Here is a 13,901-nt window from a genome sequence, read left to right on the forward strand (position 1 = left end):
CTTAGTCGGCGACGCTGACGCCGGTGAATGTGTTACGCCCGAATGGGCTGACCTTGAAACCCTGCACTTCTTTACGCAACGGCTGGTTAACCGTGGAGTGAGCGATCGGCGTGATCGGCACTTGCTGTTTCAGGTACTGCTGGGCCTGTTTGTAAAGGTCGGTGCGCTGAGCGCGGTCAGCGGTGGCAACAGCGGCCTTGACCAGTGCGTCGTATTTCTCGTCACACCACATTGAATAGTTGTTACCGCCAATCGCTGCGCAGCTGTACAGAGTGCCCATCCAGTTGTCCGGATCACCATTGTCGCCAGTCCAGCCAATCAGCGAGATGTCATGCTCGCCCGCCTTGGTGCGCTTGAGGTATTCGCCCCACTCGTAGCTGACGATCTTGACCTTGATGCCCACCTTGGCCCAGTCGGCCTGGAGCATTTCAGCCATCAGTTTGGCGTTAGGGTTGTAAGGACGTTGAACCGGCATTGCCCACAGGGTCAGCTCGGTACCTTCCTTGATGCCCGCTGCGCGCAGCAGCTCTTTGGCTTTTTCAGGGTTGTACGGATTGTCTTTGATGGTTTCGTCGTAAGACCATTGGGTCGGCGGCATGGCGTTCACGGCCAGTTGGCCTGCGCCTTGATACACGGCGTTGATGATCGCCTGCTTGTTGACGGCCATGTCCAGCGCCTGACGGACTTCCAGTTTGCCCAACGGCTCATGGCGCACGTTGTAAGAGATATAGCCCAGGTTGAAACCAGCCTGTTCCATTACCTTGAGGTCTTTGTCTTCCTTGAGCTTCTGGATGTCGGCAGGGCGCGGGTTAAGCGAAACCTGGCACTCGTTGGCTTTGAGTTTCTGCATCCGTACCGAAGCATCAGTGTTGATGGCGAAAATCAGGTTGTCGATTTTGACGCGGCTCGGGTCCCAGAACTCTTTGTTGCCCTTGTAACGAATTTGCGAGTCTTTCTGATAACGCTGGAAGACGAAAGCACCAGTACCGATTGGCTTCTGGTTGATGTCGTGCAGGTTGCCGGACTTCATCAACTGGTCTGCGTATTCAGCGGAAAGAATCGAGGCGAAGTTCATCGCAACGTTCTGGATGAACGCGGCATCGACCTTGTTCAGGGTGAAGACCACGGTCATCGGATCGGTTTTTTCCACCGACTTGATGTTCTTGTTCAGGCCCATGCCGTTGAAATACGGGAATTCGGTCGGGTAAGCGACGCGGAACGGATGGTCTGGTTTGAGCATGCGGTTGAACGTGAACAGCACGTCATCGGCATTGAACTCGCGTGTTGGCTTGAAGTACGGCGTGGTGTGGAACTTCACCCCTTCGCGCAAGTGAAAGGTGTAGGTCAGGCCGTCTTCGGAAACATCCCACTTGGTGGCCAGCGCTGGAATAACAGCGGTGCTGCCTTGTTCGAACTCGGTCAGGCGGTTGTAGATCGGCTCGGCGGCATCATTATCCGTGCCGGCCGTGTACTGGGCGATGTCGAAACCTGCCGGGCTACCTTCCGAGCAAAACACCAGATTGCTGGCGGCCTGCGCCGCGGGTGGCATGGCCAGCAAGCCAAGGCTGAACAACGACGACATGGCAATGGTTTTACGCATGATGATCCTTATCCTTCAAGTGAGTAGTAAATGCCCAGCAGTTGCCAGGCAAAGCATTGCCTGCAAGCTGGAAGCCTTCTCGACTGCTCAGTAACAAAATGAAATAGCTTGGCTCGCGCCCTCGAAGGTATGTCCCTCGGGCGAGACTGTATGTAGTACCGAATGCCTAAAAACGCGTAGGAAACTTCTGTATGTATGTAGTTAGCGCAGTTTATGCAGGAGCTGCCGAAGGCTGCGATGACGTCGTATGTGACGCACCGTAATTCGCAGCCTTCGGCAGCTCTGCATATTTTGTGCAACTAACTTTATATAACCGACGAAAGGAAATAACTGCGCCACTACTGCAGCGCAGTTATTTGATCCTTACTTGCCGGTGACGCTAACTCCGTAGAACGAGTTCAGACCAAACGGGCTGATCTTGAAGTCTTGTACGGATGTGCGCATCGGTTGGTAAACCGTTGAGTGCGCGATAGGCGTCATAGGAACGGCATCTTTGAGGAGATGTTGTGCCTGTTTGTACAGCTCGGTGCGCTTGGCTGGGTCTGTCGTTTCCTTGGCCTGATGGATCAAGGTATCGAAAGGCTTGTCACACCATTTGGCGAAGTTGTTGCCATTGATAGCGTCACAGCCGAACAGGGTGCCGAGCCAGTTGTCCGGGTCACCGTTGTCGCCGCTCCAGCCAATCAGCATCGCGCCGTTTTCGCCCGCTTTGGCGCGCTTGATGTACTCGCCCCATTCGTAGCTGACGATCTTCACGTTGATACCGATCTTCTTCCAGTCAGACTGGAGCATTTCGGCCATCAGTTTGGCGTTCGGGTTGTAAGGACGCTGAACCGGCATCGCCCACAGGGTGATTTCGGTGCCTTCCTTGATGCCGGCCTGCTTGAGCAGCGCCTTGGCTTTTTCAACGTCGAACGGTGCGTCTTTGATGGTGGTGTCGTAGGACCACTGGGTCGGCGGCATGGCGTTGACAGCCAGCTGGCCCGCGCCCTGATACACCGCATCAATGATGCCTTGCTTGTTCACGGCCATGTCCAGCGCCTGACGAACTTCTTTGATGGCCAGAGGGTTTGGCTGATCGCTACCCTTGATCTTGTCCATCGTGTTGTAGGCGATGTAGCCCAGGTTGAAGCCTGCCTGATCCGGCATCTTCAGGTCCTTGTCGGCCTTGAGTGGTGCAAGGTCGGCAGGGCGTGGGTAAGCGGTGATCTGGCATTCGCCTTTCTTGAGCTTCTGGGCACGAACCGAAGCATCGGTGGTGATGGCGAAGATCAGGTTGTCGATTTTGACGTCTTCAGGCTTCCAGTAATCCTTGTTGCCGGTGTAGCGGATGTTGGAGTCTTTCTGGTAGCTCTTGAACACGAACGGGCCGGTGCCGATCGGCTGCTGGTTGATCAGCTCAGGCTTGCCTTCCTTGAGCAGCTTGGCTGCGTATTCAGCGGACTGAATAGAGGCGAAGCTCATGGCCAGGTTCTGAATGAAAGCAGCATCGACAGTGCCGAGGGTCATCTTGACGGTGTGCTCGTCGACCTTCTCGATCTTGGTGATGTTGGTGTCCATCGCCATGTCGGTGAAGTACGGGAATTCGGTCGGATACGCCTTACGGAACGGATCGTCCTTGTTGATCATGCGGTTGAACGTGAACAACACGTCATCAGCATTGAATTCGCGGGTTGGCTTGAAGTACGGAGTAGTGTGGAACTTGACGCCTTCACGCAGGTGGAAGGTGTAAGTCAAGCCGTCCGGGGACACATCCCATTTGGTGGCCAGGCCCGGAATTACCGCGGTGCCGCCACGTTCGAACTGGCTCAGACGGTTGAAAACGGTTTCTGCGGCAGCGTCAAAGTCGGTGCCGGTGGTGTATTGGCCTGGGTCGAAACCGGCCGGGCTGCCTTCGGAGCAGAACACGAGGTTCGATGCCGCTTGAGCGAAAGGAGCTGCAGTGATCAAGCCTGCACTGAGTAGAAACGGAATGACCGCGTGTTTGAGCATGGTGGCCTCAGTTGTTGTCATTTTTAAAATTGAGGATCTGACCTTGTGAGCCGATCTTGCCGATACTTATGCAGGGGCCATACCCAAAGCAAGGCGTTGGCGCCAAAGAAGTATCAAAGAGTGGCACGAGCGTACACGAATGTCGCATAAGTGTAATTTCTGACGCATTTGATCGTTTGCGCGTCGCATTCAGGAAGGTTTTGCGCACCAATCGTGCGCAGTCAAACGTGTTGAATGCACTCGATTGGCGCGGCAGTGTTACCAATTTTTCTAAAGGTTCGGTTATTTGGTCAGACTTACACCGTAGAAAGGCGTCAGGCCGAAGGGGCTCAATTTGAAGTCCTGCACTTCCTTGCGCATTGGCTGGAAGACCCTGGAATTGGCAATCGGAGTGATCGGCACCTGCGTTTTGAGGATCTGCTGCGCTTGTTGGTAGAGCTTGATGCGCTCGTCGCGATCCGTGGTCAGCTTGGCTTTCTGCACCAGCTTGTCGTAGGCCGGATCACACCATTTCGCATAGTTGCTGCCTTTGACCGCTGCGCAGCTGTACAGCACGCCAAGCCAGTTGTCGGGGTCGCCGTTGTCGCCGGTCCAGCCATAAATCATCGCATCGTGCTCACCGGCTTTGGCGCGTTTGATGTACTCGCCCCATTCATAACTGACGATGTTGGCCTTGATGCCGACCTTGGCCCAGTCGGCCTGAATCATCTGCGCTGACATGCGCGCATTAGGATTTGAGGCACGCTGGACGGTCATGGCCCACAGGTTGATCTGTGTACCTGGCGCGACGCCAGCTTCTTTCAGCAGTTGCTTTGCTTTTTCCGGATCGTGCGGGGCGTCTTTGATGCTTGGGTCATAACTCCATTGGCCGGGCGGGATGGCGTTCTGTGCCAGTTGCCCGGCACTTTGATAAACCGCCTTGATGATCGCGGGTTTATCGATGGCCATGTCCAGCGCCTGACGGACCTTGAGTTGATCCAGCGGCGGATGTGTCACGTTGTAAGCCAAGAAACCTAGGTTGAACCCTGGCTGGCTGATGACCTTGAGGTTCGGGTCCTTCTGCATCTGCTCAATGTCTTGCGGGCGCGGATAACCACTGACCTGGCACTCTCCGGCCTTGAGCTTTTGCAGTCTCACTGCAGCGTCGCCATTGATGGAAAAGATCAGGTGATCAAGTTTCACATCCTCGGGCTTCCAGTAGGCGGTGTTGGCGTCGTAACGAATCTGGGCGTCTTTCTGATAACGCTTGAAGACGAAGGGGCCTGTGCCGATGGGCTTCTGATTGAGTTCTTCGGCCTTGCCCTGTTTGAGCAGTTGGCCTGCATATTCAGCTGACTGCACGGAGGCGAAACTCATCGCCAGGTTCTGAACAAAGGCAGCGTCGACGTTGTTGAGGTTGAACTTGACGGTCAGATCGTCGACTTTTTCGACGCTCTTGATCGTGGTGTTCATGCCCATATCAGTGAAGTACGGCGATTCGGACGGGTATGCCTTGCGAAACGGATGGTTGCTGTCCAGCAGCCGCTGGAAGGTAAACAGCACGTCATCGGCGTTGAAGTCCCTGGTCGGGGTGAAGTAATCGGTGGTGTGGAATTTTACGCCGGGGCGCAGGTGGAAGGTATAGGTCAGGCCGTCGCTTGAAACATCCCAGCGTGTGGCCAGCCCAGGTTCAACCTCGGTGCCACCGCGCTTGAACTGCGTCAGACGATTGAAGACGGTTTCAGCAGAGGCATCGAAGTCCGTGCCGCTGGTGTACTGGCTTGGATCAAACCCTGCCGGGCTGGCTTCCGAACAGTAGACCAGCGTGCTTGCATGGGCCAAAGGCGCACATGCCAGCAAGGCAGCGGTCAGGAGTAATGGTTTGAACGGCGTATGTCCCATGAAGTCCTCGCGAAGTGCGGCTAGTCCGAATGTCTGATGCAATAGACAACGGATAGTGCCGCACCCGTGAGGTCGCGACAATTTGTTACTTGCGTCGGGTCAGGTACCAGCCAAGCGGAGTGAGCTTCCACAAGCGCAACAGTGCGTTATCTTCGGTAAGGAATGTCTCCAGAAAGTGTGTGCCCTGACTATTGAGGTTCTCCAGCTCCTGCATGGCTTGGCCTCGAACTTTCTCAGCGACGTTTGCCAATTCGTTTTTGCTGGCGGCCTTTTTGACCTGTTGAGGATTTTCGGCTGCCCATTTCCTGACAATGTCGTCCTGCCAACTGCTGTCGTTGGCGTGGGTTATGTAAGCAGCCGCGACGACCCCGGGGTCCCCCGCGCCTGATCTGCCCAGCCAGTGTTCGAGCATGACGAACCCCAAGTGCTCGACAGCTTCCTGCGCCAGCAGCGCGGCCAGTTCGTGGAGCGGATGTTCGGCATGGTCTTTAGCCAGTTGCGAGTGCGAAGGATCTGTCGAGCCATTGCTGTTGGGATCGCCGGTTATCAGGGTTTGCGCGGGCCCGATGCTGTTGCCTACCACCGTCAGCAAAGCCTGCATCACATAGCCAATGGCGTTGTTGAAAAGCTGGCCCGGTAAGGCAAGGTGGTGATTCAGCTCTTGGAGATAGCTTGAGTAAGGAAGGTCGGCCCACGTGTCACGCACCTTGAGGAAGCCTTCGTAGGCGCTGAGCAAACGTTCGTCCGGATGCTCGCTGAGCAGGATCTGAATGATCTGGTCTTTTTCGTAACGTTCGCCTGACTGAATGGGGGTGAAGATCGTGTCTTTGACAGAAAACAGAATTTTGCCTATCGGGGCCGCGAGGCTGGCGATGACGTCGGTTGAACCGAACATCCCGGTCACCAGCGGCAATCCATGGCTGCAGTCGGCTTTGGAGGTCCAAGGCAAAACATCGGTGTAACCCAGCTTTATCAGGCTCAGTTCAGCAAAGTTAGAGTGCGAGAAAAAGTCTTCAAGTATATGGAGGGCAGAACCAAAAGCGCGCAAACCGTCGGTGGACTCCAGGCCCGCGCTCGATGCTGAGTCGAGCTGCGACTTCATGGTTGCGGTGCTGCGCTGAATGTAGCGCTTCATGGAGGTTTGGTAGTCGACCTTCAGCAACGCATCACCGTCGAGCACCCACGGTTCGAAATCGCTGTCACGGCTCTGTGGATTGGCCGGTTCGGGGGCGGTGACTTTCGGGTTGTCGATATGCTCGCTGGGGCGATAGACGCCGAGCCGTTGCGCAGTAACCCGAAACCGTTCCCTGTCCACCTGCATCAGGTCGTTGAATTCACGTATTGCCAGCACATCGACGACTTTGGTTAGTGCGTCTCTGGACAGCAGGTCCGGGAAGCTTTTGGGCATGCTCGTGGCGCGCACGATTTTGGGGTCCAGCAATTGTGAATAGTCGCGCAACCAATTGCCGAAGTAGATGGCTCGAACCTCATGTTCCCTGAACCCGGCGGTTTTCAATACGTGCTCGATGGAGCCGTGGGTCGCCGTGCCAGGGCCACCTTCGCCCGCTGAAAATCGTGGCTGGATGATCGGCGGACGGCCGACCATCGTGTTGTCAGTTTCGGTGGCGCCGCTATGAACGGGAGTAGCGGCCAGTGGGGACTCTTCAATGAGCGGATTCATCCTTGATTCCTTGAGTTAATGCGGCCGGAGCGGGATCGCCCGACGCACGTCCCAGTGTACGGATGCAGATTTTCAGGGGAATCAGATCGCTGACTGAGCGTTGTAGGGCGCAGCACACCAGGCAACGCGAAATATCGACAGGACACTCGGGAAAGTGGCCGGCCCTTGCATGATCGGCAGAATGAGCGGCGAGAGCTGCCCAAGGCTGCGAATCGCGACGTACTGGCCGCGTCTTAAGCCTTCGGCAACTCTCAAGGTGATGGGTCAAGGCAACGTTGTCAGATCGTTAACGTTTGCCGCCCAGGAATGAACCGATCGGGGTCTGTTTCCAGAGCTGCAGTAATGGGTTTTTTTCGGTCAGGAAATTTTCCAGAAAACTTCCGCCTTCTTTGTGGAATTTTTCAAGCTGGTCGATTGAGCGGTTGGCCTGTTCGAGCGCCACGTTGTCGAGGGTAGTTTTGCTGGCGGCCATCTGGACGGATTGCGGGTTGCCCTGGGCCCATTTTTTTACGGTGTCGTCTTGCCAGCTGCTGTCCATCGGGTGCTTGAAGTAATCGGTGGCGAGCTTTGCCACGTCGATGTTTGCAGCGGGCGAGCGCCACTGCTCCAGTATTTGCCTGCCAATGTTCAGGACTGCTTCCCGGGCCAGCCTTGCCGCCAGCCCATGCAAAGGATGCTCTGCGTGATCCTTGGCCAGTTGCGAGTGCGAAGGGTCAGTCGATCCACTGGTGTTGGGGTCATCGTCGAAGCGGGTTTGCGCGTTGCCGATGCTGTTACCCAGTATTGTAAAAAGACCTTGCATGACGCTGGCAAAGGCATTGCCTGCCGCCCGCCCAGGCCACGCCAGGTAGTGATTTACGGCTTGTACGTATTCTGAGTACGGCAAGTCAGCCCAGCTATCGCGAGCGTTCAGAAAAACGTCGTAAGCCTTGAGATAGTCCTTGTCAGGATGCTCTCTGAGCAGGATCAGAATGATCTCATCCCGTTCAGTGCGAACCCCTGGCTTGATAGGCGCGAAATTCGTCTCCTTGGTAGAGAACAGAATCTTGCCTAGCGGAGCTGCAAGGCTGGCAATGGCATCGGTTGACCCGAAGCTGCCGGTAACCAATGGCAGGCCATGCTTGCAATCCGTGCGCGAAGTCCAGGGCAACACATCCTTGTGGCCCATTTTTATCAAGCTCAGTTCGACGAAATTGGAGTGCGCGAAAAAATCTTCCAGAACATGCAGCGCCGAACCGAGCGCGCGCAAACCGTCAGTTGAGGCGCGGCCTGCGAGGACAGCGGTGCCCAGCTCGGACTCCATGAAATTGGCGCTACGCTGGAGATAGCGTTTCATCGAGGACTCGGGATCAACACCGACGACCACGTCGTCAGCCAGTACCCATGGCTCGAAATCCGCGTCTCGGTCGGTGGGGTCAAACGATCCCGGATTGACGGTTTTAGGGTTATCGATGTGCTCGCTGGGACGGTATACGCCGAGTCTCTCAGGGGTGACCCTGAACCGCTCCCGATAATGAGCCATCAGGTCGGTAAATTCCCGTACCGCCAGGACGTCGACGATTTGCGTCAGGGCGTGCCGGGACAACAGGTCCGGGAAACTCTTTGGCATGTTGGAGGCGCGCACGATCTTGGGGTCGAGCAACTGGGAATAGTCTCGCAGCCAGTTGCCAAAATAAATAGCGTGAACTTCTCGCTCAATAAAGCCTGCTTCTCTGAGAACGGCTTCGATGGAGCCGTGGGTGTCTTTGCGCTCGCTGCCGCGACCGGCTTCGAACCTCGCGGAAGGAGGCGAGGCCGGGTCGAACGTGTCGAAATCGATGTCTACCTCCTGGAGCAGATGTGCCGGGACAGTAGAACGGTGTGTGTTGATGCTGGTAGAAGGTGTCATCCGTGAACCCTGAATTAAGGCACTGCAGCGTGACCGAAGTTGGCGGTCCGCCATGTGCGTAAAAATAATGATGGTGCAGGGTCGATTCTACGGATGAGAGAAATGCGGGGAATCAGGCGGTGCCACTGGCTGCTGTAGGGCGATGAGGCGCGGGAAGAGCGAGATGTAACCGGGCATGTAGGGAAAAGGCGGCAGCCACATGACTGCCGCCTATGGGACTACGGGATAGCGACTTCGATGACGCCATCGGCAGTTACCGTGACATCGCTGGTGCCTGCTTCGATTTCCGGCGTAGGCGCTGCTGCGTCTTCACGAGCGGCTTTCATCATCATGACCGGCGCGCGCAGGTACGGCTGTGGATAACCGGTGGTGTTGAAGTTCAGGTTGACCACTTTGTAGCCGGTACCGCCCAACGCTTCAGTGACCAGTTGGGCACGGGCGCGGAATGCGGTGACGGCTTCTTTGAGCAGGGTGTCTTCACTGGCCTTGCGAGTCGGTTTGGAGATCGAGAAGTCCATGCCGCCCATTTTCATGTCGCCAAGCAGTTCACCAGTCAACTTGGACAACGCAGCAAAATCGGCGCTTTCCAGGCGCAGTTCTGCGCGTTCACGCCAGCCGGTGATTTTCTGGCCTTTGTCATCATAAATCGGGTAGCTGTTGCGATTGCCCTGGCGGATGGTGACGCCCTTGACCTGGCGTGCCTGGCCCAGAGCCTTGTTGAGGGTTTCGGTGATTTCAGCCGCCAGCTTTGCCGGATCGGTATTTTGCGCTTCGCTGTACAGCGTCACGTTCATCAGGTCTCGGGTGACTTCCTGATTGACCTCGGCATGTACAGAAACCTGGTTGTAGTTAACGCTGTCTGCCATGGCAGGAACGCTGGTCAGGGCAGCGGCGCCAAGGGTGAGCAGGGCGGCAGTAGGGCGAAGGCTGAACATTCGAAACTCCTTGTTATGAAGCGTGCTGTTTTAAAGCAGGCCCGCGACGAAGGTCGACAGGGCGCAAAGCTGTAAGACTGTGAGTCGGGAGTGGGGTTCCGGCGCTTCATGGCTGCCGGGGAAGTTGATCGCCGAGGCGAAAGATAAATTATTCATGAAACCTGTGGTGGTTTGCCGCAGTTTGCGCAGTTTTTGTTGTTGCTTGGTTATACTCGCACCGATTCGCCTGGAGCACTCATCAGGAGAGCTCATGCTCGCCCCCGTCCAATTGTTGTCCGCTACGCGTCAGAATCTCTGGCGTCTGACCTTTATCCGTACGCTGGTACTGGCTGCCCAGGCCGGTTCAGTGGGTATTGCGTACCTGTTCCATTTATTACCGTTGCCCTGGATGCAGCTGGCGATCACCCTCGGATTCTCGATGATCTGGTGCGCGGTGACGGCGGTGCGTCTGCGCACCTCGCTGCCGGTAACGGAGCAGGAATACGCGGTGCAGCTGGCGTTCGATCTGTTTATCCACAGCGCGCTGCTTTATTACTCGGGCGGTTCGACCAACCCCTTTGTTTCTTATTATCTGGTGCCATTGACGATCGCCGCCGTCACGTTGCCATGGCGTTATTCGTTGATTCTCTCGGGGATCGCTCTGGCGCTGTACAGCTTGTTGCTGGGGCACTCCTTTCCGCTCGACACTTACCCGATCTCCCGTGAAAACATGCAGATCTACGGTATGTGGCTGAGCTTTGCCCTGGCTGCCGCGGTTATCACGTTCTTTGCGGCGAAGATGGCCGAGGAGTTGCGGCGTCAGGAACAACTGCGGGCCGAGCGGCGTGAAGAAGGCTTGCGCGATCAGCAATTACTGGCGGTTGCCACTCAAGCCGCCGGAGCGGCCCACGAGTTGGGCACGCCTCTGGCAACCATGAGCGTGCTGCTCAAGGAAATGCGTCAGGACCACAAGGACCCGGCCTTGCAGGACGATCTGGAGGTGCTGCAGGAACAGGTCAAACAGTGCAAGCAGACACTGCAACAGTTGGTGCGCGCTGCAGAGGCCAATCGCCGTCTGGCAGTGGAGATGCAGACCGTCAGCCATTGGCTCAATGAAGCCCTGGACCGCTGGCATTTGATGCGTCCCGAGGCCAGCTACCGGTTTCAGTTGCTCGGCAAGGACGCAGCGCCCATGCTTGCGCCGCCGCCTGATCTGACTCAAGCGCTGCTGAACCTGCTTAATAATGCCGCCGATGCCTGCCCAGAGGGGCTGGAAGTGAATCTGAACTGGGACAGTACAGAAATCTGTATCAGCATCCGCGACCACGGCCCCGGCGTGCCACTGGCAATTGCCGAACAAATCGGTAAACCTTTCTTTACGACCAAAGGCAAAGGCTTCGGCCTCGGCCTTTTCTTGAGCAAGGCCAGCGTGACCCGCGCGGGCGGCTCGGTAAAACTCTACAGTCATGAGGACGGCGGCACGCTCACCGAGCTGCGCCTGCCACGTGACGCCCGAGGAGATGATGCATGAGTGACGAAATCCAGGTTGAAGGCGAAGAACTGCCGCATTTGTTGCTGGTCGATGATGACGCCACTTTCACTCGCGTGATGGCCCGGGCGATGTCCCGTCGCGGCTTTCGTGTCAGCACCGCTGGTTCTGCCGAAGAAGGATTGATCCTGGCTCAATCGGACATCCCTGAGTTCGCGGCGCTGGACCTGAAAATGGACGGCGATTCCGGTCTGGTGCTGCTGCCCAAGCTGCTGGAGCTGGACCCGGACATGCGCGTCGTGATCCTTACCGGTTATTCCAGCATTGCCACGGCCGTTGAAGCTATCAAGCGTGGCGCGTGCAATTACCTGTGCAAACCCGCCGATGCTGACGATGTGCTGGCTGCGCTGTTGTCCCAGCATTCGGACCTGGACACCCTGGTGCCGGACAACCCGATGTCGGTTGACCGTTTGCAGTGGGAACACATTCAGCGGGTGCTGACTGAGCACGAAGGCAATATTTCCGCGACCGCCAGGGCGTTGGGCATGCACCGCCGTACCTTGCAGCGCAAGTTGCAGAAGCGTCCAGTACGCCGCTAAGCCGTTTTTCCTGTCATGGATGATCGTGTCGTGCGTCCGGGTTTAATGCCCGGACGCTGAACTTCACTAGAAGTCGAGTCGTCACCATGAATCGCAACGCCGAGTACTCCACAGTTAATGACAGCGTGCGGGAAAAGTTCTTTTCCCGTATCTGGACACTCATCACTCCCTACTGGCGCAGCGAGGAAAAGCGCCTGGCATGGGTGCTTCTGATCGCCGTGATACTGCTGTCATTGTTTAGCGTCGCTATTTCAGTGGTGCTTAACAGTTGGTATCGAGACTTCTACAACGCGCTGGAAAAGAAGGATCTTGAGGCTTTCACGCAGTCGATTCTGTATTTCTGCGGCATCGCCACGGTCGGGATCCTGGGTGCTGTCTACCGGCTGTATCTGACCCAGATGCTCACGATTCGCTGGCGGCGCTGGCTTACCGAGCAGCATTTTGCCAAGTGGCTCAGCCACAAAAACTATTACCAGCTGGAGCAGGGCGGTTATACCGACAACCCTGACCAGCGCTTGTCCGAAGACCTCAACAAATTCACCAGCGACACGCTGTCGTTGGGCCTAGGGTTGATGAAGACCATCGTCAGTCTGGTGTCCTTTTCGATCATTCTGTGGGGCGTTTCCGGCAGCATCGAACTCTTCGGCATCGAGATCCCCGGCTATATGTTCTGGGCTGCATTGCTCTATGCGGTGGCGGGCAGTTGGTTGACTCATTTGATCGGGCGTCGATTGATCCCATTGAGCAACCAGCAGGAACGTTATGAGGCTGACCTGCGTTTCTCGTTGGTTCGCGTGCGGGAAAACGCCGAAAGCATTGCGCTGTCTGACGGCGAGCCTAATGAGAATGAGCGTCTGAGTGCGCGGTTCGGCATGGTCTGGAGCAACTTCTGGTCAATGATGCGGGTGCAAAAGCGCCTGACGTTTTTTACCGCCGGTTACTCGCAGATTGCGATCATCTTCGCCTTTGTGGTGGCTGCGCCGCGCTACTTCGCGGGCAAGATCGAGCTAGGCGAGCTCATGCAGATCAACTCCGCCTTTGGCAGCGTGCAGGAAAACTTCAGTTGGTTCATCGACGCGTACGCCACGTTGGCGTCGTGGCGAGCGACCTGTGATCGTCTGCTGAGCTTTCGTCAGGCGCTGGATCAGAACGAAGCCCATGTTTCAGCTATCGAAATCAGCCATGCCGGCAACGCGCTAAGCCTGGCCGGGCTGGCGTTGCAACTCGGCACCAGCCGCCAGTTGTTGAACAACACCAGCCTGAAGATTGCAGCGGGCGAGCGGGTCATGGTCGGAGGCCGTTCCGGCAGTGGCAAAAGTACCTTGCTGCGGGCTTTGGGTGGTTTGTGGCAGGACGGCAAAGGCCGTATTCAACTGCCGGACGAGCGCTATTTGTTCCTGCCGCAGCGGCCTTATCTGCCCATCGGCACGTTACGTGAGGCCATGAGTTATCCACAGGCCGTAGAAGCCTACCCGGCCGAGCGCTTCGCCGAAGTGTTGGAAACCTGTCGTCTGGGACATCTGATACCGCGCCTTGATGAGAGCAACCACTGGCAGCGGATGCTATCTCCGGGTGAGCAGCAACGTGTGGCATTTGCCCGAGCGCTGCTGTTCCAGCCACGCTGGCTGTATATGGATGAAGCGACGTCTGCTATGGATGAAGAGGACGAGGCTTTGCTGTATCAGGCGCTGATTGATGAGTTACCGGATGTAACTTTAGTCAGCATTGGCCACCGCAGCAGTCTAAAGCGGTTTCACAGACGGCTACTGCGGATTGAGGCCGGAGATTTGCGCGAACAGCCGCATTCTCAGGCTGTCGTATGATCGGCTCGTACAATTCAGTCGATTTTACGAATGT

9 protein-coding genes are annotated in these 13,901 nt (G+C 56.5%); 3 read left to right on the forward strand and 6 right to left on the reverse strand.

The window, feature by feature from the left end; genetic code table 11:
• Position 1: 1 nt before the first annotated feature.
• The 6 genes from ABRP31_RS02840 to ABRP31_RS02865 form a co-directional block, all read right to left on the reverse strand.
• Complete coding sequence (locus ABRP31_RS02840; RefSeq protein WP_349971415.1) at positions 2-1,600, reverse strand: ABC transporter substrate-binding protein; 1,599 nt, start codon at positions 1,598-1,600, stop codon at positions 2-4.
• Positions 1,601-1,963: 363 nt separating this feature from the next.
• On the reverse strand, positions 1,964-3,592 hold the full coding sequence (locus ABRP31_RS02845) for an ABC transporter substrate-binding protein (RefSeq protein WP_349971414.1): 1,629 nt from the start codon (positions 3,590-3,592) through the stop codon (positions 1,964-1,966).
• Between the two features lie 282 nt (positions 3,593-3,874).
• Positions 3,875-5,473: an ABC transporter substrate-binding protein gene (locus ABRP31_RS02850; protein ID WP_087266595.1), complete on the reverse strand. Its 1,599-nt coding sequence runs from the start codon at positions 5,471-5,473 to the stop codon at positions 3,875-3,877.
• A gap of 85 nt (positions 5,474-5,558) precedes the next feature.
• A complete protein-coding gene (locus ABRP31_RS02855) occupies positions 5,559-7,154 on the reverse strand; it encodes an HET-C-related protein (protein WP_372489327.1) in 1,596 nt (531 codons plus the stop codon).
• Between the two features lie 286 nt (positions 7,155-7,440).
• On the reverse strand, positions 7,441-9,042 hold the full coding sequence (locus tag ABRP31_RS02860; RefSeq protein ID WP_349971413.1) for an HET-C-related protein: 1,602 nt from the start codon (positions 9,040-9,042) through the stop codon (positions 7,441-7,443).
• A gap of 218 nt (positions 9,043-9,260) precedes the next feature.
• On the reverse strand, positions 9,261-9,977 hold the full coding sequence (locus ABRP31_RS02865) for an SIMPL domain-containing protein (RefSeq protein WP_349971412.1): 717 nt from the start codon (positions 9,975-9,977) through the stop codon (positions 9,261-9,263).
• A 250-nt stretch (positions 9,978-10,227) separates the two neighbouring features.
• On the opposite strand from ABRP31_RS02865, the gene ABRP31_RS02870 reads away from it, so the two are divergent.
• The 3 genes from ABRP31_RS02870 to ABRP31_RS02880 all read left to right on the forward strand — a co-directional run bounded on the left by ABRP31_RS02870 (position 10,228) and on the right by ABRP31_RS02880 (position 13,867).
• Positions 10,228-11,487, forward strand: a complete 1,260-nt coding sequence (locus ABRP31_RS02870; protein ID WP_087266588.1) for an ATP-binding protein — start codon at positions 10,228-10,230, stop codon at positions 11,485-11,487.
• Positions 11,484-12,044, forward strand: coding sequence for a response regulator transcription factor (locus tag ABRP31_RS02875; protein WP_032624876.1), 561 nt, complete (start codon positions 11,484-11,486; stop codon positions 12,042-12,044). Before ABRP31_RS02870 ends, ABRP31_RS02875 begins: the two co-directional genes overlap by 4 nt.
• An 86-nt stretch (positions 12,045-12,130) precedes the next feature.
• On the forward strand, positions 12,131-13,867 hold the full coding sequence (locus ABRP31_RS02880) for an ABC transporter ATP-binding protein/permease (RefSeq protein WP_349971411.1): 1,737 nt from the start codon (positions 12,131-12,133) through the stop codon (positions 13,865-13,867).
• Positions 13,868-13,901 lie beyond the last annotated feature (34 nt).

Origin of the sequence: Pseudomonas caspiana (genome assembly GCF_040224095.2) — a bacterium.
Lineage (GTDB): Bacteria > Pseudomonadota > Gammaproteobacteria > Pseudomonadales > Pseudomonadaceae > Aquipseudomonas > Aquipseudomonas caspiana.